The sequence below is a fragment of the Corynebacterium sp. ED61 genome, from assembly GCF_015233855.1.
Lineage (GTDB): Bacteria > Actinomycetota > Actinomycetes > Mycobacteriales > Mycobacteriaceae > Corynebacterium > Corynebacterium dentalis.
Map to the genome: position 1 here is coordinate 122,247 of NZ_JADGIT010000004.1, position 19,907 is coordinate 142,153.

Here is a 19,907-nt window from a genome sequence, read left to right on the forward strand (position 1 = left end):
CGGACCAACCAACCCCTCAAGCGAAAGGCACTCGATGAGCACCGAGAACACTGATTTGAAGCACACCGCGCTGCACCTGGTTCACAAGAAGCTGGATGCGCGTTTCACCGACTTCGGCGGCTGGGACATGCCCCTGAAGTACAGCAGCGAGCTGGAAGAGCACCGCGCGGTCCGTGAGGCCGTGGGCGTGTTTGACCTCTCCCACATGGGCGAAGTTCGCGTGACCGGACCGCAGGCCGCGGAGTACTTGAACCACGCGTTCATCTCCAACATCGCCGCCGTGAAGGTGGGCAAGGCCAAGTACTCGATGATCTGCACCGAGCAGGGCACCATCATCGATGACCTGATCACTTACCACCTGGCAGAAGACGAGTTTCTGGTCATCCCCAACGCGGGCAACGCTGATGCCGTGTTCGCTGCGATGCAGGAGCGCACCGAAGGCTTCGATGTCACCGTGACCAACGAGTCCTTCGAGACCTCCATGATCGCCGTGCAAGGCCCCAAGGCCGCTGAGGTCATGGTGGATGTGGTGGAAAACGTCACCGATGCTCCTGAGGCATCCGGCGCGGGCGATACCGTGGCCACCGCCATCGAAGGCCTGGGCTACTACGCCGCATTCCGTGGCATTGTGGCCGGTCAGCCGTGCATCATCGCGCGCACCGGATACACCGGTGAGGATGGCTTTGAGATCATCGTGGGCAACGATGGAGCCGAGGCCGTGTGGGCCAAGGCCATGGCGAAGGCCGGCGAGCTGGGTGGCAAGCCGTGTGGCTTGGCCTGCCGCGATACCCTCCGTTTGGAGGCCGGTATGCCGCTGTACGGCAACGAGCTGTCCCTCGAGCTGACCCCTGTGGATGCCGGTCTGGGCATCCTCGCAGCAACCAAGTCCAAGGATTCTTTCGTGGGATACGATGCCATCGTTGCTGCCAAGGAAGAGGGCACCAAGCAGGCTCTGATTGGCCTGGCGGGCGAGGGTCGTCGCGCTGCTCGCGGTGGCTATGAAATCTTCACCGCCGAGGGCGAGCAGGCCATCGGCAAGGTCACCTCCGGCGCGCTGTCGCCGACACTCGGTTACCCCATCGCCATGGCGTATGTCTCCACCGAGGCCCAGGACAACGGGGTCACGGAAGGTGCCACCGTGGAGGTTGATATCCGCGGCAAGCGCCACCCGTACACCGTGGTTAAGCTGCCGTTTTACACCCGCGAGAAGTAACCCCATTTCTGTCTAGCGCTGGTGTAAAGTCTTGACCAGCGCATTAACAATTCACGCTTTGATAGGAGCTCCAATATGGCTACGTTGCCTACCGAATACCTGTACTCCGAAGAGCATGAGTGGGTGAATTCCACCTCTATCTCTGAGGGTGACACCGTGCGCGTGGGCATCACCCACATCGCTGCTGAGGCGCTGGGTGAGATTGTTTTCGTTGACCTTCCTGAGGTGGGTGACGAGGTCGAGGCTGGCGAGGCGTTCGGCGAGGTCGAGTCCACCAAGTCCGTGTCTGACATCTACGCTCCCGTTTCCGGCGAGGTTGTTGCAATCAACGAGGAGCTGGCCGATAACGCTAGTCTGGTCAATGAGGATCCGTACAACAATGGTTGGTTGTACGAGGTCAAGGTCACCGAAGCTGGTGAGCTGATGGATTCCGGCGAGTACGCCGCTGCCAACGAGTAATTTTCGTTAGCTACTTATGAGCGGTTCGGGGTTTGCCCTTGTTTTTGGGCTGTTGCTGCTCGGCCTTGCCGTGTGGATGCTTCGTCGTGCGAATTCCTCTTCTTTTCGTGCCGACGCCAACCCCGAGCCGCTTTCGTCTTCCTCTTTGTCCCAGGAGGATGACCGTCTGCAGGACTCCGAGATGGATTCCTGGCTGGAGGACAATCCCGCGCCAGAACCGGAACCGGAGCCGGAGCCTGCGGTGGACTCAGTCGCGGAGGAGACTTCCGGCTCGGGTGGACTGAGCTTCGGCGGTGCGCGCAGGAAGCGGCGCGTGTGGGCTTCCCAGCACGGCTTTGAGTATGCGAAGGAAGATAAGTCCCTGGCTGCGGCATGGCCGCGGTCCGTGGTGGGGGCTGGTCATGATTCTGAGGGCTCCCCGGTGGCGCGCGACGTGGTCAGCGGTTTCACCGAAGGGCATTTGACGCACTTTGCGGACGTGGGTGGTCACACCCTCGTGGCAATGCGCCGCGTGGATCCGTCGCCGGTCAGTGTGCATTATTCCACGGAGTTGCCGATGCCCGAGGGCATGCGCCGCATTGAGCCGCTGGACCAGCCTCCGTTTGTGGCTTATACCTCGGATGTTCGCGCGTTAGACCGTATGCTCGACGCGCGGGTGGAGGACGGCCTGCAGGCGTTATCGCAGGTTAGTAGCGAAGTGGTGTGGGAAGCGGACTGGCTGATCCTGCGGATCTCCCGAAAGTTGGACGTGAGCGTCTGGGACAAGATCCTGCCGCACGTGCGGAGCCTCGCGGACGCGGCGATGGTGCTGCCACCGGAGAGCTTGAGCATTCCGCTGGAGATGGACCTCGCCGACCAGACCCGCCCCATGCCAGGAGGAGCTTTGGTCATTGAGACTCACACGAAGGCGGTGGGCGCTGGCGTCGACAAGGAAGAAAACCTAGACGACGAAATGGCCGGCGGACACTTGCGTGCAGTACCCGACGTGGAGCCGGTGGGCGATGTCGTGGCGGGGGAGGCTGCAGAGGACGCGTTGGAAAACGAGCGGCCGGACATTACCCGTCCCGCTGAGCCCGTGGTGTTCCCTTCGCGATCCACGGGGCGCAGCGAGGGCGACCCGGAGCGATTAGAGGATTTCCACGTCGCGGATGCAGACGATGCCGATCCGGAAGGGCACTTGCCTAAGCTGGGCGAGGATCCGGAGCACATCCAACCATCCACCGCGCGCCGAGCGCACGTCATTCGCTCGGACGAGGAGCACGAGGCGACGATCTTTGACGAGTACTCCGCCGATGATGCGGCGCACGAGGAGCCCGTGACGCCGTACCTGGATAGTGTGCAGCCGGCCGAGGGCGTGAAGTACGCCGAAGAAGAGGAAGCACTGTCTCACATTTCCCGGCTGCGGCGCGATCATCGGCGCAGGTCAGGCGGGGGACGTCACCGCGCCCCCGATGCTCGGCATGCGCGGCCGGAGCCAATCGAGGCAGTGGAGACAGAAGATATTGAGACGGTTGACGGTGAGATCGTCGACGAGGACTAGGTTTGTCCCGCCCTCTACTAGACTCTCGGGGAGAACCCGATCACAGTGGAGGAACCCTTAGATGTCCGCAGAAATTAACGCAGCGAACAAGCAGCGCCTCGCCGAGCTGGTCAAGGAGCTGGCGATTGTGCACGGCAAGGTTACCTTGTCCTCTGGCAAGGAAGCTGATTACTACGTTGACCTGCGTCGCGCGACCCTCCACCGCGAGGCATCCAAGCTCATCGGCTCGCTGCTTCGTGAGCTGACCGCGGACTGGGATTACGCCCACGTTGGCGGCCTGACCTTGGGCGCGGATCCCGTGGCGACCTCAATCATGCACGCGGGCGATGACGTGGATGCTTTCGTGGTGCGTAAGGAGGCCAAGAAGCACGGCATGCAGCGTCGTATCGAGGGGCCCAACATCGAGGGCAAGCGCGTACTCATCGTGGAGGACACGACCACCACCGGAAACTCCCCGCTGACCGCCGTAGCTGCCGCAAAGGAAGCGGGCGCGACTGTGGTGGGCGTGGCCACCGTGGTGGACCGTGCGACCGGCGCCAAGGACGTCATCGAGGCCGAGGGCGTGGAGTACCGCAGCCTGCTGGGCCTGGAGGATCTCGGCCTTGCTTAACCTGCGCCCGGCGTACCTTGCCGTCGCCGCGTTGTCCGTGGTGGCCGCCGCCATTCCTTCCGACGCCACCACCCGCCGCGTTAAGCCCACACTTGTGGCATCCAGTGCGCTGTTCAGTAGCGCCTCGAATCGTCGAGCTGCGGCGAACAAGCCGCTGGATACTGGGCTGCTCGTCGCGGGACTTACTGGCGGCTGGGTAGGGGACATTGTCCTCATGGGTAAGGATTCCCGAAGTGAAGATCCTGCCGTTCGCGCGAGCAATCTCAACCGCGGCAGCGCGGCCTTCGCCATTAACCAGCTGGCCTATCATGCGCTCTTTTTGCGGGCAGGCGCGCGAATTACTGGAAGGAATGTGGCGCTGAGGATTCCGGCGATGCTGGGTGGCATTGGGTTGGCGTCGATAAGAAACAAAAAGGCGCTCCCAGCGGCGGTGGGCTACGGAACGGCCCTGGCGACCACCAGCGTGCTGGCGCAAGATTCGCGACCCGATGCGGCGCTGGGTGGAAACTTGTTCGTGGTCTCCGACGGACTGATTCTGGGGCGGTTGACACTGCTGCGCAATGGCTCGCGCCTGGACGCGCTGACCGACAGTGCCGTGATGGCTACCTACGTGGTGGCGCAGATGCTGCTGGTGGATCGGCTTGCCGAGTACATCGTGGGAGGGAAATAGCGTGGACGAGGAAAACAAGCCCGGCCCCACCGAATGGAACGCGCACCCCGTGGGCGTGGGCCCATGGGAGGACGAACACCCCGGTGAGCCCCGTCCCACCGAGCAGCGCTACGACCCAGAACTGCTGGACGAAGGCGATAAGCGCAACGTGGTGGACGCTTACCGCTACTGGACGCGCGAGGCGATCGTGGAGGACATCGATACCCGCCGGCATCCGCTGCACATCGCTATCGAAAACTTCGAAAACGATTCCAACATCGGCACCGTGGTCCGCACAGCGAACGCCTTCGCCGTGGATACCGTCCACATCGTGGGCCGCAAGCGATGGAACCGACGCGGCGCGATGGTCACCGACCGCTACCAACACCTCATACACCACGCGGATGTCAGCAGCGTGCTGGAATACGCCAAAGCCCACGACCTGACCGTGGTGGCCGTGGACAACACCCCCGGATCCGTGCCGCTGGAAACCGCCGAACTGCCCGAACGCTGCCTGCTTCTGTTCGGCCAAGAAGGCCCAGGCGTAACCCACGAAGCGCAGACGGGCTCGTCGATGACGGTATCCATCGCGCAATTCGGTTCCACCCGTTCCATAAATGCGGGTGTAGCAGCGGGTATTGCTATGCACGCATGGGTGAAGCTCCACGCAGATCTGCGCAATAGCTGGTAATTCTTGAGGGAGAAAAGCGCGCAAGAATTGCCCGAGGAAGGTGTCTGAAAACGGTGGACGTGCCGGTTCGTTGGGAATATAGAGCAGACCTCGCTGAACAGGCGGTGACTGAGCGTCATACCACCCGCCTGTGGGGACTCCCGCGCACAAATCTGGCCGTTATCGCCTGGCCACCAACCACACGCGATAAGTTCTTCGTCCGCTGGCACTACTGGTGGCAAGCGCACTACCTGGACAATCAGGTGGACGCGGCACAGCGCCGATGCACTAAGTCCCGCATCCAGACGCTGCGTCGCACCATCCGCGCGATCAAGATCCGCAACCTGAGCAAGCTGAGCAAGAACAACTACTACGACGACAAAGCCTGGCTCGCTCTCGCCCTGACCCGCGCCGAAACCCTGCCCAAGTTTGGAGCCATCCGTGGCCGCAACGAACTGATTCAGAACATCTTCGATGGCGTGGACAGCCTCACCGGTGTGCTGCCGTGGCGCACCAACGAGAACTTCTACAACGTGCCCACCAACGGCCCCGCCGCGATCCTCGCTGCGCGAGTGGGGGAGCTGGAGCTCTCCGAACACCTAGTGGACTGGGTTTTCGATAACCTCATCAGCGAAAAAGGCTTGGTCATGGACGGCCTGCACATGCGCATGCACGGAGCGCAGAACGCCGTGGATACCCACTCCTACTGCCAAGGCGTGATGCTGGGTGCGTGCACGGAATTGGCCATCGCCCAGCGCAATCAAGCCGGAGTGCAGCCCGGCGAGGTCTCCAGCGTGGGAATCTCGCACATCACCCGCGTTCACCAGCTGGTGGAGGCCGTGGATGAGCACATGGCCAACAAAGCCGGCGTGATCAACTGGCGCACCGGCGGCGGTGACGGCGGCCTGTTCAACGGCATTCTCATGCGCTACCTCGCACTCGTGGCCACCTCCTTGCCCGGCACCAGCGAAGCTACCCAGCGCACACGCCGCCGCGCCAAGCAGCTGGTGCTCAACACCGCCGAAGCCATCTGGCTGAGCCGCCTGGAAGTAGACGGACTGCCTGTGTTCAGTGCCAACTGGGAAAAGGACGCGGTGCTGCCCCAGGCCGGCGGCCTGATCGGCGCGACCATTGCCGGCGCCGTGGCCAGCTCCGACATCGCCGAGCGGGACCTGTCCGTGCAGCTGTCCGGATGGATGGCCATGGAAGCCGCGGCCAAGGTGATGCTCGCGGAGTGAATTCGGAGCTGGCGTCGAAAAACAAAACAGCCCCCAAATTGGGCCTAACACGGACAACCCCAACCCCACAGCGCCTGCGAAACAGGCATAATCCAGGGTAGAAAGTCTGCAAACTCACAGGAGGCATCCATGCCAATTGCAACCCCGTCTCACTACCAAGACATGCTCGACAAGGCCAAGGAAGGCGGCTTCGCATACCCCGCGATCAACTGCACCTCCTCGGAAACCATCAACGCAGCCCTCAAGGGCTTCGCAGACGCTGAATCCGATGGCATCATCCAGTTCTCCATCGGCGGCGCAGAATTCGGCTCCGGACTCAACGTCAAGAACACCGTCGCAGGCGCCACCGCCTTGGCAGCATTCGCACACGAGGCGGCAAAGCACTACGGCGTGAACGTTGCCCTGCACACCGACCACTGCCAGAAGGAAAAGCTGGACAGCTACGTCCGCCCACTCCTGGAGATCTCCCGCAAGCTCGTGGAAGCCGGCGAGAACCCGCTGTTCCAGTCCCACATGTGGGATGGCTCCGCAGTGCCCATCGATGAGAACCTCGAAATCGCCCAGGACCTGCTGGCTAAGTCCAAGGCAGCCAACATCATCCTCGAGGTAGAAATCGGCGTGGTCGGCGGCGAAGAAGACGGCGTGGAAGCCAAGGCTGGCGCCAACCTGTACACCACCGAAGAGGACTTCCGTAAGACCGTCGATGCCCTCGGCACCGGCGAAAACGGCCGTTACATGCTGGCCGCAACCTTCGGCAACGTCCACGGCGTGTACAAGCCAGGCAACGTGAAGCTGCGCCCAGAAGTCCTGGACATGGGCCAGAAGGTCGCCTCTGAAAAGCTCGGCCTGGATGCCGGCTCCCAGCCATTCGACTTCGTCTTCCACGGCGGCTCCGGCTCCGAGAAGGAAAAGATCGAAGAAGCACTGCGCTACGGCGTGATCAAGATGAACGTGGACACGGACACCCAGTACGCGTTCACCCGCCCTGTCGCTGGCCATATGTTCAGCAACTGGGATGGCGTGCTCAAGGTCGACGGTGAAGTGGGCAACAAGAAGGTCTACGACCCACGCTCCTACCTGAAGAAGGCAGAAGAGGGCATGAGCGCCCGCGTTGTGGAAGCCTGCCAAGACCTGCACTCCGCAGGCACATCGACCGCTAAGTAAGGCATATATGAGTGAGCAACTACGTGGCGGGCGGGACCTCTTCGGCTCCGAGAAGCCAGAGGTTCGTCTGCCAGAAGAGCTGGCCACGGCAGTAAACGCCGAGGTCGCGGGCGCCAGCGTGGAAGCGCTGGAAGCCTTGGCTGAGGAGAACCCGAAGGACAGTGGCGTGTGGGCAGCGTTGGCCACACGCCACCTGACCGCCGGTGACGCTGTGACCGCATACGCCTGCGCGCGCACCGGCTACCACCGTGGCCTAGATGCGCTGCGTGGCAACGGTTGGCGCGGAACCGGCCCAGTGCCGTGGGATCACATGCCGAACCGTGGCGTGCTGCGCGCCATTGGCGCGCTGGTTTCTGCGGCGCGCGCAATCAACGAGGAAGAGGAAGTTATCCGCTGCCTCAACCTCCTGCATGACTGCGATCCAGCCGCCGCTCCCGCGATGCGTTTGCTGGATTAGTTTTCCGCCGTGCGTAGAGCTGTCGCGGTAGTCGTTCTGGTGGTCTCGCTGCTGTGGTTGTCCACGGTGGCGTGGCCGCCGGGGTTGACCGCGACGTGGCCGTACGTGGGGTTGTTGCAGGCCACCGTTTTTGTGGCCGCCGTGGGGGCGGTTTTTGGTATTGGTCTGCTGAGTTCTTTTGCGCGCGCGGGGGCGTTTGCTCTGGTCGCGCTGCTTCTTGTGGTGGTTGTGCCGCGCGTTCCCGCCCCTTTTCTTCCCGACGCCAACTCTTCCACCCTCCGCGTCGTCGCCCTCAATACCTACTTTCAGCGTGCTGAGGATGCGCAGATTGTTGAGAGGCTTGAGGAGCTGGATCCGGACGTGGTGATCCTTTCTGAAACGAGCCCGGAGGAGACCGCGGCGGTAATTGAGGGGACGGGGCTGGTGGCTGCTGATGTGGGTGGCGGTGCTGGTGCGGGCGGTGACGGCGGTGACCTGGCTGGTGGTGCGGGTGGTGACCTGTCTGGCATTCGTCCCGGACCAAGTGGCGCCGAAGGGGTAGCCATCTTGGTGCGGCCTGAGCAGGATTATTCATCTCAAGGGGACTTGGGGCTGACGCAGTTTCAAATGCCGTCGGTGCTGCTGGGTGGTTCGGGTGGCTTGGGCAAACGGCCAGCCGGAACTCAGATTGTCGGGGCGCACCCGTTGACGCCCATGCCGGATACCGTGGAGAGCTGGGATCAGGGGCTGCAGAACCTCGGTGGCTGGATTGATGAGTTTGTGGCTGAGAACCCGACGGAAGAGGCGGAGTCTGCGTCGAAAGGACTGGTCGTGGCGGGAGACTTCAACGCCACCCGGGCGCATCCCCGCTTCCGTGCGCTGGGGATTCAGGACTGCACCGGGCATCTGGCGCACACTCCGACGTGGCCTGCGAAGCTTCCCGTGCTGCGGCTGGATCACATCCTGACTACCGGCCAGTGCCATGACGGCGGGCAGTTTAGGGTCGCGGGGACGGATCACCGCGGCGTGTGGGCGGACATCACGCCGTAGCCTCGCTGCCCAGACTGCTCACACTGACAGCCTTGATTCAGCGCCCAGGCTCAGCGCCCAGGCTCAGCGCCCAGATTCACAATTCTTCCCCAACAAGTTTGCAGCCTTAGCGTTTCCCCAGGTCGATGTTGCTGGTGGGATTTGGCGGGAGCAGTTGGGGAAGAATTGTGAAACCTAGTCATTGCTCCACGCCAGGCCGCCCGCCCTCCACCGGCTTGGACTAATCCCCAGCGGGGAGGCGCGCAGCCTTTCCAGTATTTCCTGGATCTGCAGGAGGAATAGGTCCGAGCGGAAGGAGCTGGCGTCCACGCGAAAAACCACAAAGCCCTCGTTCTGCAGCAGCTTTTCCCGCACTCTTTCGGCATAAAGTACCTGCTCGGTGGTCATCGACTGCCGCGAGTTGCCGTTGAGGTGATACTTCTCCGCGCCGTCGTATTCCACGATGAGGCCGCAGGCGAACATGAAATCCACGCGCCCCAGAACCATCCCTAGGTCGTTGATGATCTCGACTTGTTGATAAGGCGCGGGGAGGCCGGCTTCCCACATGCGGATCTTGAGCTCGGATTCCCGCGGGCTCTCAGAAAAGCGCGTGACCAGTGATAATGCTTCCTCAGCGGCCGGTTTGCCGTGCCGGTCCCGCAGAAGTTCGGCAACTTTTCGCATGCTGATGTCCTGGTGTCTCAATGCGGATTCAATGCCCACGACAGCCTCATTCAGTGGGCACCACAGCGCCAGTTCTGCACACATATCTGCCGGGGAGCTCACCCTCAGGTCGCCAAATTCGGTGCGCATCAGCAAGCTGCGCGTGCGGTGGCTGGCGGGGAGTTTTCGTGTGCGGACGGGGAGGGGAGTCTCAGCTCTGAGCTGGTCCTTGAGTGGGCGCGGGGGAGGGCGTAGACGGCAGGTGCTTGATTCTGAGCCGAGTTCGATGGGCAGAGTTGTGGGGTGGTGAGTGGGCGTGGCTAGCCCGAGCAGGGCGGCAGCCGAGCGGCCGATGACAGTCAGCTCGGGCTGGCATAGAGCTTCTGCTGCGATTCGTGTGTGGAGCTGCTGCTGTGGGGTGAGCGTGTTCCATCGCTCGCGGATGACATATGCACCGGGCCGGATTCTGGAAATGCGAAACTGCCTGCGCAGCGTGGCGATCTGCTTGCGTTCTGCAGCATTGAGATGGCGAGTGATGATCAGTACGCCCCCGAGTACCTTCATTCTCCTTAAATTGGCACACGTCTTGGGGGTTTGCTGGGTGAGGGCTCGCCCAGATTCACAATTCTTCCCCAACAAGTTTGCAGCTCTGGCGTTTGCCCAGGTCGGTGTTGCTGGTGGGATTTGGCGGGAGCAGTTGGGGAAAAATTGTGAAAGTCGCGCCCAGCACGGCCAGCAGCGCACGCTCGCCAGAACCAGCCCAGAGCACCCAACCCCCATGCCCCCCACATTCTGCAATGAGCAAAACTGCCACCGAGCCCACCGAGCCCACCGAGCCCACCGAGCCCACCGAGCCCACCGAGTATGGTGAGAAGCACCATGGTTGAGAAAGCTGATGGTGAGGATTTCACCGGAACCGCCCGCGCGCGCCTGCGTCACCTCGTGCGCCGCAGTCCCGGCGTGCGCGCTGCCGCCAATAACCTCAGTCGCATGGCCCCGCGCCAGTCCATCATCCGCGTCCGCGAGACTTTGATCTTTGCCATTCAGTGCGCCATCGCCGCTGGTCTGGCGTTCTGGACTGCAGAAAATATCTTCGACCACCACAATGCTTTCTTCGCGCCGATCGCCGCCGTCATCAGCTTGGGTGTCTCCGGCGGTCGCCGCACGCGCCGCTCCTTCGAGCTGGTGCTCGGCGCCACCGTAGGTGTGGGCGTGGGCGACGTGGTGATCCACTTCATCGGCTCTGGCTATTGGCAGGTATCCGTGGTGGTGTTCATGGCCATCATCGCGGGCACGTTTGTGGATCGCGCGGGTATGGTCGCCATCCAGTCCGCCTCCACTGCGGTGTTGATCGCCACGATCATTCCGCCGGGCACGTCGGGGGCTTTCGACCGAATGCTCGACGCCCTCGTCGGCGGTTTGCTGGGCTTGTTTGTGCTGGCCACGATTCCGAATTCCCCACTGCGCCCCGCGCGCCGGGAGATGGCCACGCTGATTTCCAAGGCCACGCTGGTCTTGGATGACGTTGCCGCGGGCATCGAGGTGATGGACGTGGAAGTCATCTCCGAGGCTTTAGAGACTGCCCGCGGCACCCAGACCAGCGTGAATGTCATGCTTTCAGAGGCCGGCGGCGGCTCGGAAGTGGTCGCGCTCTCCCCGATTTATTGGACCGCCAAGCGCCATTCGCGCTCCATGACGCGCATCCTCACGCCCGTGGATAACATCATGCGCAACACCCGCGTGCTCACTCGCCGCGCGGGGATCATGGTGGGCGATAACGTCCGCCCGAAGGAGGAGCTGATCGCGCTGATCCGCGGCATTTCCAACGAGCTGGGCCACCTCGGCGCTCTGTATGAGCGCGGAGGCACGCGCGGTACTCGCGAGGAGATGCAGGAGATCCCGGAGATCGTGCACAATCTGCAGTGGCTCGCCGCGCAGGCCAGCCCGGCGTTGGCGGAGGGCGCGGGCCTGTCCGGCACTGTGGTGCTGGCGCAGTGCCGGAGCATCATCGTGGACGCCCTCGAGGTCTGCGGGTTTTCTCACGAGTCCGCGATGGCCGCACTCGTCCCGACGGTGGAAACGCCTCGGCAACCGCCCGAAGTGCGCGGCTGGGAGAGCTAGTTCCGCACGAACTGCCCGTCGCGCAAGTGCCGGTAGAACGTCACGGATTTCAGCGCGCGGGGGTGCGCCAGGCCGTCGCGCGTGACCTGCAGGTCAACCCCTCCTGTTTGCAGCGCCCGTCCTTCCAGCACCGGCGGTTGGATGTTTTCTTTCCGACGCCAGCGCGTCCACCATCCACCCTTCTTGTTCTCTGGAGCGGGCAGCGGAACCGCGACGAGCCCTGGGGCGCCCATCGTGGGCATCATGCGCAGGCCGTGGGTGAAGGCGGACATCTGCGCGCGCTGCGGGTCGTAGTTGTACAGCACACTGGAATCCACGATCGCCTCGCCGATCATCTCCCCGCTCGCGCCATTCGGGCCGGTGATTTCTGCAGCTCCGAGGACTACCTGGCCGTGATCGTCGCGAATCAAAGTGGTGGGGCGAACCGCGGATTCGAGGGCGAATTGTAGGTGTTGCTCGGGGTTGGCGTCGGGAAGAAGACCCCAATTCCGGGCGACCGGGGAGGTGTCTGGGAACAAGGGGATGAACGCGACCTGGACCCAGAGGGCATCGATGCGCATGAGTTTGGCGACGATGGTGGCTAGGGCGGCGTCGGAGCCGTGGACGATGAGGCGGACGCGCTCGGTGACTTCGTGCGGGTCTGGCTGCGGCGAGCCGAGGTGTGCGACGTCCGGCTGCGCGGCGATGTCCTCCAGGCTGGGCGTGCTGCCGCGGACGAAGCGGGTGGGCAGTTCGTCGAGGAATTTCAGATCGCGGCGGCCGGGGAGGCCGGGGAGGTCGAAGGTGCGGACGTCCTCGTGCCCCAGGCCTGACGGGGCGGCGAGGGGCCGGACCGGGGAATCGCCACAGAACACGTAGAGGAGCATGCTTCTGATACTAGGGCGGGGCGAGACAACTCGGTAGGGGGTGCGCGGCGGGCTGGCAGGATCTGGCGTGCGGGTTGTGCCGATGCCGTAGAATGAACAAACGTCTATGGAGGGCGCGCGTTTTGTGCTGCCCTTTCACCATGCTCGAGCTTGTAAGGACGTGTCTGCGCTCATGGCAGCAATCATTGTCGTCGGTGCCCAGTGGGGCGATGAAGGTAAAGGCAAGGCTACCGATATTCTCGGTGAGCGTGTCGATTACGTAGTCAAGCCAAACGGTGGCAATAACGCTGGTCACACGGTGGTTGTGGGCGGTGAGAAGTACGAGCTCAAGCTGCTTCCCGCGGGCGTGCTTTCGGAGAACGCGACCCCCATCATCGGCAACGGTTGCGTGGTGAACCTGGAGGCGCTTTTCGAGGAGATCGAGGGCCTGGAGGCTCGCGGCTGCAACGCGTCCCGGCTGCGAGTTTCTGCGAATGCGCAGCTGGTGGCGCCGTATCACGTGGCGATTGACCGCGTGGCGGAGCGATTCTTGGGTAAGCGCGCGATCGGCACGACGGGCCGCGGCATTGGACCTGCGTACGCGGACAAGGTCTCTCGCGTGGGCATTCGTGCGCAGGACTTGTTGGATGAGTCCATTTTGCGGCAGAAGATTGAGTCCGCGCTGGAGCAGAAGAACCAGATTCTGGTCAAGATCTACAACCGTAAGGCCGTGGACGTGGAGGAAGTGGTGCAGTACTTCCTGTCTTTCGCCGAGCGTTTAAAGCCCATGTTGATCGACGCCAGCACCGAGCTGAATCTTGCTCTTGACCAGGGCAAGAAGGTGCTCATGGAGGGTGGCCAGGCGACGATGTTGGACGTGGATCATGGCACGTACCCGTTTGTGACGTCGTCTAACCCGACCACCGGTGGTGCCTGCGTGGGCTCGGGTATTGGCCCGACGCGCATCACTGCTTCGCTGGGCATCATCAAGGCCTACACCACGCGTGTGGGAGCGGGACCGTTCCCGACGGAGCTGTTTGATAAGTGGGGCGAGTTCCTGCAGACCACGGGCGGCGAGGTGGGCGTGAATACGGGCCGCAAGCGTCGCACGGGTTGGTACGATTCCGTGATTGCTCGCTACGCCTCCCGGGTCAACGGCTTCACGGACTTGTTCCTGACCAAGCTGGATGTGCTGACGGGCATTGGCGAAATTCCGATCTGCGTGGCTTATGAGGTGGACGGCGTGCGTCAGGAGGAGATGCCGATGACGCAGACCGAGTTCCACCACGCCACCCCGATCTACGAAACCATGCCGGCCTGGGATGAGGACATCACAGAGTGCCGCACGTTCGCTGACCTGCCGGAAAAGGCGCAGGATTACGTCAAGCGCCTAGAGGAGCTGTCCGGCTGCCGGATCTCCTACATCGGTGTGGGGCCGGGCCGTGATCAGACCATCGTGGTTCACGACGTGCTGGAGAGCTAAGTCTCGCAAGAGATTGTCGAATTTTGACAATCGAAACTGACTTTCCCGATATCCTGTCGTTTACTTAGGTTATTTTATATACCTAACTAAAAGTAGCCAGGTCCCACCGGAGGTCACCCATGCCCATCAAGAGCTCGCGCCCTGACGTCGTTATCCCCGAAGGCTCTGTCTATGAGCTCCTGTTTGGGAACCTCGATCCAGCAGATGAAAACCGCATTGCCATCATCGATAGCGCCACGGGCAGCGAGACCACCTATGGCCAGCTCAAAGCGATGATCGATGCCTTCGCGGGAGCGCTGACAGCCCGCGGAGTGCAGCCACATGACGTGGTTGCTCTGCATTGCCCGAATACGCTCATGTTTGCCGTCGTCTTCCATGGAATCCTCCGCGCCGGTTCCACCGTCACCACCGTGGCCTCGCTGGCGACAGCACAGGATATCGAAAAGCAGCTACGGGATTCGCAGGCCAAGCTGGTCATCACCACCTCAATGCTCGGCCCAGCAGGTCTCCAGGCTGCCGAGGCAGTGGGGATCAGCGAAGACAACGTCATCGACCTGACTGCCCCTGCGGGAGAGGTGACCACATTCCAGTCACTCCTCGCCGAAGGCCACCAGCCTCCCGAGGTGCAGATCAATGGAGCCACCCACATTGCGGCGCTGCCGTACTCATCCGGAACCACGGGCAACCCTAAGGGCGTGATGCTGAGTCACCGCAACCTCGGCGCGAATATCGCTCAGCTCATTCCCGCGCTGGACACCGTCGGCCTGCGGCGGGATTCCACCGTCATGGCCGTGCTGCCGTTCTTCCACATCTACGGCATGAACGTGCTGCTCAATAACACTCTGGCAGCCCGCGCCACCTTGGTCACCGCCCCCAAGTTCGATCTCCCGCAGTTCCTGGAGCTACACCAAAAGCACAACATCGACTTCTCGTTTATCGCCCCGCCCATCGCCGTGGCACTGGCCAAGCATCCCATCGTGGATAACTACGATCTCTCCGCGCTGAAGAACATCCAATCCGGCGCCGCCCCGCTATCCCGCGAACTCGCCGACGCAGTCGAAAAGCGCCTGAATGTCCACGTGGTGCAAGGCTTCGGCATGACAGAGGCCAGTCCCGTGACCCACAACTCCATCTGGGGAGTCACCCCAATTGAATCCATCGGCGCGTCCGTGGCCAATACGGAATGCAAAGTGGTGGATCTTGCACAGCCGGACCTGCCGGAAATCCTTCCACCTTCGCAGGGCGATCTGCGCAGCGCAGCAGGCGAAATGTGGGTCCGCGGGCCACAAGTCATGGTCGGCTACCTGAATAATGAAGAAGCCACTCGCAACACCCTCACCGAGGACGGCTGGCTGCGCACCGGCGATGTGGTGGAGTACGACGCCAACGGTATCGTCTTTGTGGTGGATCGCGCCAAAGAGCTCATCAAATACAAGGGCTACCAAGTGGCACCCGCCGAGCTGGAGGCACTCCTACTGGGACGCGAGGACATCTCAGACGTGGCCGTGGTGGGGTTTACCCGCCCCGAAGATGGCGAGGAAGTGCCGCGTGCGTTCATCGTCCCGCAGTCGGATTCCGCTGGTCAGACACTCGTGCTGGATCCCGAAGAGATCATGGCGTGGGTCGCCGAGCGCGTCTCTGGCTACAAGAAGGTCCGCATGGTCGAGTTCACGGATGCTATCCCTAAGTCCGCGACCGGCAAGATCCTGCGCAAGGAGCTTAAAGTGCGGCCGGTGACCAGCTAGTCCGTCTTCAGCCCGAGCGAGCGGAACCAAATATCGTCGATGGTCTTGGCGACGCGTTCTAGTGTCTCGTCGCTGTCGTCGAAAAATCCCTCTACCCAGGTGTAATACGCCAAGCGGGAGATCATGACCGACAGTGCGGTGGTGAACATGAACGGGTCATCGATCGGGTAGATTTCCCCGCGTTCGGAGAGCTGCTCAATGACTCGCCTGTTGCGGTCGATGTAGCGGCGGATGCGCGCAACCCGGTGATCGTAGATCTGCTCGTCTAGGTGAGCGGCTTGCTCTAACAAAGCCATGACCTTGGCATTCGCGCGATACCCGACGAGGTAGGCGCGGTTGGAGGCGCGGAGAGCGTCTGCATAGGAGATGCGGTTGAAGTCTTCTTCCAGTGGCTCATCGGAGGCGTTCCCGATCTCCGCCTGCACCTTCTGTAAAACCGCGGCCAGCAACTCTTCGCGGTTTTCGAAGTAGGTGTACAGCGTACCCACGGAACAGCCGACTTCGCGCGAGATGTCGGTGAGCTTTGTGGCGTGGTAGCCGTCGCGGACGAACACCGTGAGCGCGGCGTCCAGAATCGAATCGCGACGCTCCTGCCCTCTATCGGTTAGTTCGTTCGTCATGGCCAGTATCCTAGCGTTCATGAACAGGCCTGTGGTGATCGCTGACGTGGATACCGGCATCGATGATGCCCTCGCGCTTGCCTGGCTGGGCAGTTTGCACGCGCGTGGAGCGATCGACCTGACGGTGGCTACTTCTGCAGGAAACTGCACTGTTTACGATGCCGCACGCAACTCCAACGCGGTGCTGCGCATGACGGGCTCTTCCGCACGCGCGATTCCAGGATTGCCTGCTCCGCGCCACTTACCTTTGACTACTACTCCGGAAACGCACGGTCCGCGTGGGCTGGGGTATTGGCAGGATCACTCACCGCAGGACGAGCCCGATAAGGGCCACAGTCTGCTGGAAACCTGGCGCAAAGCCGCGCCGACGCACGTGCTGGTAGCCGGTCCTGCGACTAACATCGCCTACGTTTTAGATCATGCGCCACGGCTGCTGGAGAACTGCCAGGTGACGTTCATGACGGGCGCATTTAGTTATCCTGGTAACACTACTCCGTCCGCCGAGTGGAACGCGTGGGTCGATCCGCACGCCCTCAAACATGTGCTCGAGCAGTGGCCCGCGGGTGCTCCGGTGCCACGAATTTGCCCTCTCAACGTCACAGAGCAGGTTCTTTTGACCCCTGATCGTCTGCGTCCGATGTTGGCCAATCTTCCCCTTCGTCGTGCGGAATTGGTGGATCTTTTATCCGACGCCACTACCTTCTATTTCGAGTTTCATCAATCCGTTGGGGTGGGGTATAAGGCGCAGATCCATGACTTGGCTGCGGCTCAAGTGATGCTTGCCGAGGCGCTTCATCTGCAGATAGGCCATTGGCTGCGTCCGGCAACGGTGGATGTGGAAGCAGACTCCGAGCTGATGAGGGGCACGACGGTCGCGGATTGGGACGGCAGCTATTGGGGCCGGCCAGCTAATGCGCAGGTGCTGACGGCTATTGATGCGGATAATGTGCTGGATCTTCTGGACCGTGAGCTGCATAGCTGATACCCGGGTGGGCGGGGCGTTTAGCTCTCGCGGGTGTGTTTCACCGTCATCGCTAGAGAGCTCTTTCAACTGAACCCGTGGACGAGGAACAGAACCATGAATAGCACGGCAGAAGCCGTGGTCAGCGACGGCAGTTCGGGGAGCAAATAAATCAGGATCACGGCGATGGTGATAGCCAAGCCGCCGAGTGAGCGCACTCCCCGCCATGCGTCGACCAGCTCGATCAAGCCAACTGTGAGTGCTCCCCCAGATCCACATGGATGTGGTGCGGCTGTAATCCTTGGAATCCAAGTTGGGTATCTTCGGCGTTGGTGCCTGCGCAATTGTCCGCCATGAGGGTTTTCTGCCCGACCTCCAGCTGGGGTTCGACAGGGAGGTTGGAGCGAGGTCCAGAAGTGTCAACCATATTTTATGGATTGTGTCCTTGTGGAGCTCTAGGAGCAACCGCTTTCATTAATGGGAGTCTATGTCATCCGCCCCTGCAAGGACTGTCCGCTTTGATGCACAATGGGTTGAGGTGCCCCACAGAGGTACTCCTCAGATGTTTCGACACCCAAAAGGGATAGTAAGGAAGTATTGCAATGACTCAGTATCGCATTCTTGATGCAGAACAGAATGTTGTTCAGACAGCCGATTTAGAATCCAACGAGAAGGCATACGACTGGTTCAAGGATCAGTCCAAGGCTGATGACTCTCTAGGTTGGGGTCTTGAAGCCAATATCGACGGTGAGTGGGAATTCCTCGATCAGTCCGAGGGTGGCACCAACCTCACCGGATCTGATAACTAGTTCCTAACCTTCGCTCGCTGTGATGCGGCTTTAAGAATATTGCGCCGCATCACAGGGAATATAAATGTATGGAACGGGTAGACAGCCCACCAGTAAAGCCGCCCTTGGAAACCTTGGGGAGCGTAGGCGACTCGCTGGATATAGTGGCTTCCGCCTTCGGAACGTCGTTGAAGTTCCAACGTCAGCCACGCGCTTCCATCGACCTTAAACTCTCCTCGCAGTACCAAGCGATGAGGCCGGTCAATTTCCATTACGCGCCACCAGTCGACCCTGTCGCCGATGCTCAAACGTTGTGGATCGCGGCGGCCTCCGAGCCCTGGGCCTCCCACGAGCTTGTCCAGTAAGCCCCTGATTTTCCACAGTAGCGGCGCTGAATACCATCCGTTGGAACCGCCGATACCCTCGATAATAGGCCAGACTTCTTCTGGGGACAGGTCCGTGTTCTCGGTTCGGACATCTCGGTAGATCCTGCCCCCGGCCCAATCTGGGTCTGTCGGGTAAGAATCCTCGGGGTGTGGTTGGTTCTTCCAACCCTGATACCACGAGGTGATGACATCACCACTCTTTTCCCGTTTCAGGGCTCGCTTCACCGCATCCTTATAGCTTGTGAAGCCCCCGGGCGGATCGGGGATGAACTCGGCGATCCGGTGATCCTCAGTGACAGCATCTTCAGCCATTGATTGGGCAAGCGGGATAGCTAGATTGGAAGGTACTGGAGTGACTAGACCAATCCACATACCAGATTACTTATCCATGGGCAGAGGGATGGGTATGGAACCGATGAGCCGGCGATAACCCTGAACTGAGCCGTAGCCACGAAGCAAGTCTGCGAATGTCTGTACTTCGCCATTGCCCACATCAAGAGGCTCATTGACGGCTTCATCCAAGTCACTTGCGTTGACTAGGTAGTAGAGGGCATCTCGGATCGCCAGTGGTTCGATCTTGTTATTAATCCATTGAGGGGCGACCATCACGGGCAACTTTTCCGTGAGATGGCGGATTATCTCGAAGGAGGCAGAACCTGAACCAATGAGAGTAGCTGCTCGTAGGATGATTGCCGGGACAGGGGATTCGAGCAAAATCCGGGCTACCCGTTCACGGGAGCGCATGTGCTTGGACAGTTCTTCCAACGGTTTATCCCGGGGGTGAAGTCCGGAAAGGTACACGATTTGCTGAACGCCAGCTTTTGCGGCCTCTGAAGCGATATTCCGAGCGGTCTTCTCCTCCGTTTTCTCGAAATCTTCCTCCTCGGCCCCCATTGAATGCACGAGGTAGAGCAACACATCTACATTCTTGACCGCTTCGGCGACGCTGTGCGGATCTGTGAGGTCAGCTTCTACAGCCTCCACGTCAGAGAACCATTGAAAGCGCTTAAGGCTGTCTCGATGTCGTGATGTGGTCCGAACAGTAAATCCAGCAGCGAGTAGTTCTGGTACAACGCGTCCACCGACATAACCAGTTGCTCCAGTCACGAGGATTCGACGATTGGGATGAGAAGCAGTGTGGTCAACAGTAGTTTTCATTTCTTGGGACATGTACCCCACCCTATGCTAATTGCTGCACAGGGGGCACAATCTGGACTCCTCACCGCAAGCGTCGCCAACGATGTCACAGAGATCAGGGCTAGCAAATCTGCACGGAGCCAAATTCGG

At 61.2% G+C, this 19,907-nt stretch carries 20 protein-coding genes and 1 pseudogene; 15 read left to right on the top strand and 6 right to left on the bottom strand.

The annotated features are described in order from the left end of the window. Positions 1–34: 34 nt before the first annotated feature. The 10 genes from gcvT to IM764_RS06015 all read left to right on the top strand — a co-directional run bounded on the left by gcvT (position 35) and on the right by IM764_RS06015 (position 9,029). Positions 35–1,213: a glycine cleavage system aminomethyltransferase GcvT gene (gene gcvT / locus IM764_RS05970; protein WP_099298186.1), complete on the top strand. Its 1,179-nt coding sequence runs from the start codon at positions 35–37 to the stop codon at positions 1,211–1,213. A gap of 75 nt (positions 1,214–1,288) precedes the next feature. Continuing rightward, positions 1,289–1,672, top strand: coding sequence for a glycine cleavage system protein GcvH (gene gcvH, locus IM764_RS05975; protein ID WP_194187268.1), 384 nt, complete (start codon positions 1,289–1,291; stop codon positions 1,670–1,672). 16 nt (positions 1,673–1,688) lie between these two features. Continuing rightward, entirely contained in the window at positions 1,689–3,212 is a 1,524-nt protein-coding gene (locus IM764_RS05980) for a hypothetical protein (RefSeq protein WP_194187269.1), read from the top strand. Positions 3,213–3,273: 61 nt separating this feature from the next. After that, positions 3,274–3,822, top strand: a complete 549-nt coding sequence (pyrE, locus tag IM764_RS05985; RefSeq protein WP_194187270.1) for an orotate phosphoribosyltransferase — start codon at positions 3,274–3,276, stop codon at positions 3,820–3,822. Then, entirely contained in the window at positions 3,815–4,492 is a 678-nt protein-coding gene (locus tag IM764_RS05990) for a lysoplasmalogenase family protein (RefSeq protein ID WP_228073438.1), read from the top strand. The genes pyrE and IM764_RS05990 overlap by 8 nt, the downstream gene beginning before the upstream one ends. Position 4,493: 1 nt before the next feature. Then, a complete protein-coding gene (locus IM764_RS05995) occupies positions 4,494–5,162 on the top strand; it encodes a TrmH family RNA methyltransferase (RefSeq protein WP_194187271.1) in 669 nt (222 codons plus the stop codon). A gap of 53 nt (positions 5,163–5,215) precedes the next feature. Continuing rightward, on the top strand, positions 5,216–6,379 hold the full coding sequence (locus tag IM764_RS06000; protein WP_312098158.1) for a glycoside hydrolase family 76 protein: 1,164 nt from the start codon (positions 5,216–5,218) through the stop codon (positions 6,377–6,379). 129 nt (positions 6,380–6,508) lie between these two features. After that, entirely contained in the window at positions 6,509–7,543 is a 1,035-nt protein-coding gene (fbaA, locus tag IM764_RS06005; protein WP_194187272.1) for a class II fructose-bisphosphate aldolase, read from the top strand. Between the two features lie 7 nt (positions 7,544–7,550). Further along, entirely contained in the window at positions 7,551–8,000 is a 450-nt protein-coding gene (locus tag IM764_RS06010; protein ID WP_099298180.1) for a DUF3151 domain-containing protein, read from the top strand. A 9-nt stretch (positions 8,001–8,009) separates the two neighbouring features. Then, entirely contained in the window at positions 8,010–9,029 is a 1,020-nt protein-coding gene (locus IM764_RS06015; protein WP_194187273.1) for an endonuclease/exonuclease/phosphatase family protein, read from the top strand. A 174-nt stretch (positions 9,030–9,203) separates the two neighbouring features. Here IM764_RS06015 and IM764_RS06020 read toward each other — a convergent pair whose 3' ends face one another. After that, complete coding sequence (locus IM764_RS06020; RefSeq protein ID WP_194187274.1) at positions 9,204–10,235, bottom strand: hypothetical protein; 1,032 nt, start codon at positions 10,233–10,235, stop codon at positions 9,204–9,206. Between the two features lie 315 nt (positions 10,236–10,550). Here IM764_RS06020 and IM764_RS06025 point away from each other — a divergent pair, with 315 nt between their 5' ends. After that, positions 10,551–11,792, top strand: a complete 1,242-nt coding sequence (locus IM764_RS06025) for an aromatic acid exporter family protein (RefSeq protein WP_099298177.1) — start codon at positions 10,551–10,553, stop codon at positions 11,790–11,792. Here the strand turns inward: IM764_RS06025 and IM764_RS06030 are convergent. Continuing rightward, positions 11,789–12,658 carry a hypothetical protein gene (locus IM764_RS06030; RefSeq protein WP_194187275.1) on the bottom strand — a complete coding sequence of 290 codons (870 nt, stop codon included), beginning with the start codon at positions 12,656–12,658 and terminating at the stop codon, positions 11,789–11,791. The two genes, IM764_RS06025 and IM764_RS06030, sit on opposite strands and share 4 nt — an antisense overlap. 172 nt (positions 12,659–12,830) lie before the next feature. On the opposite strand from IM764_RS06030, the gene IM764_RS06035 reads away from it, so the two are divergent. Together IM764_RS06035 and IM764_RS06040 are read left to right on the top strand one after the other, a co-directional pair. Then, entirely contained in the window at positions 12,831–14,120 is a 1,290-nt protein-coding gene (locus IM764_RS06035) for an adenylosuccinate synthase (protein ID WP_194187276.1), read from the top strand. A 119-nt stretch (positions 14,121–14,239) separates the two neighbouring features. Then, positions 14,240–15,865 (top strand): AMP-binding protein, encoded by a 1,626-nt coding sequence (locus IM764_RS06040; protein WP_194187277.1) that lies wholly within the window; start codon positions 14,240–14,242, stop codon positions 15,863–15,865. Here the strand turns inward: IM764_RS06040 and IM764_RS06045 are convergent. Next, positions 15,862–16,485 carry a TetR/AcrR family transcriptional regulator gene (locus IM764_RS06045; protein WP_228073442.1) on the bottom strand — a complete coding sequence of 208 codons (624 nt, stop codon included), beginning with the start codon at positions 16,483–16,485 and terminating at the stop codon, positions 15,862–15,864. The two genes, IM764_RS06040 and IM764_RS06045, sit on opposite strands and share 4 nt — an antisense overlap. Positions 16,486–16,504: 19 nt before the next feature. Here IM764_RS06045 and IM764_RS06050 point away from each other — a divergent pair, with 19 nt between their 5' ends. Beyond that, a complete protein-coding gene (locus IM764_RS06050; RefSeq protein WP_194187279.1) occupies positions 16,505–17,467 on the top strand; it encodes a nucleoside hydrolase in 963 nt (320 codons plus the stop codon). Between the two features lie 65 nt (positions 17,468–17,532). On the opposite strand, the gene IM764_RS06055 is transcribed toward IM764_RS06050, so the two are convergent. Both IM764_RS06055 and IM764_RS06060 read right to left on the bottom strand, forming a co-directional pair. Further along, complete coding sequence (locus IM764_RS06055) at positions 17,533–17,694, bottom strand: hypothetical protein (RefSeq protein WP_194187280.1); 162 nt, start codon at positions 17,692–17,694, stop codon at positions 17,533–17,535. Then, positions 17,691–17,873, bottom strand: a complete 183-nt coding sequence (locus IM764_RS06060) for a hypothetical protein (protein ID WP_194187281.1) — start codon at positions 17,871–17,873, stop codon at positions 17,691–17,693. Before IM764_RS06060 ends, IM764_RS06055 begins: the two co-directional genes overlap by 4 nt. A 175-nt stretch (positions 17,874–18,048) precedes the next feature. Here IM764_RS06060 and IM764_RS06065 point away from each other — a divergent pair, with 175 nt between their 5' ends. Then, positions 18,049–18,255 (top strand): hypothetical protein, encoded by a 207-nt coding sequence (locus IM764_RS06065; protein ID WP_099298161.1) that lies wholly within the window; start codon positions 18,049–18,051, stop codon positions 18,253–18,255. Here the strand turns inward: IM764_RS06065 and IM764_RS06070 are convergent. Further along, positions 18,252–19,790, bottom strand: a pseudogene (locus IM764_RS06070) (SDR family oxidoreductase). The gene IM764_RS06065 and the pseudogene IM764_RS06070 overlap by 4 nt on opposite strands. Between the last annotated feature and the right edge of the window lie 117 nt (positions 19,791–19,907).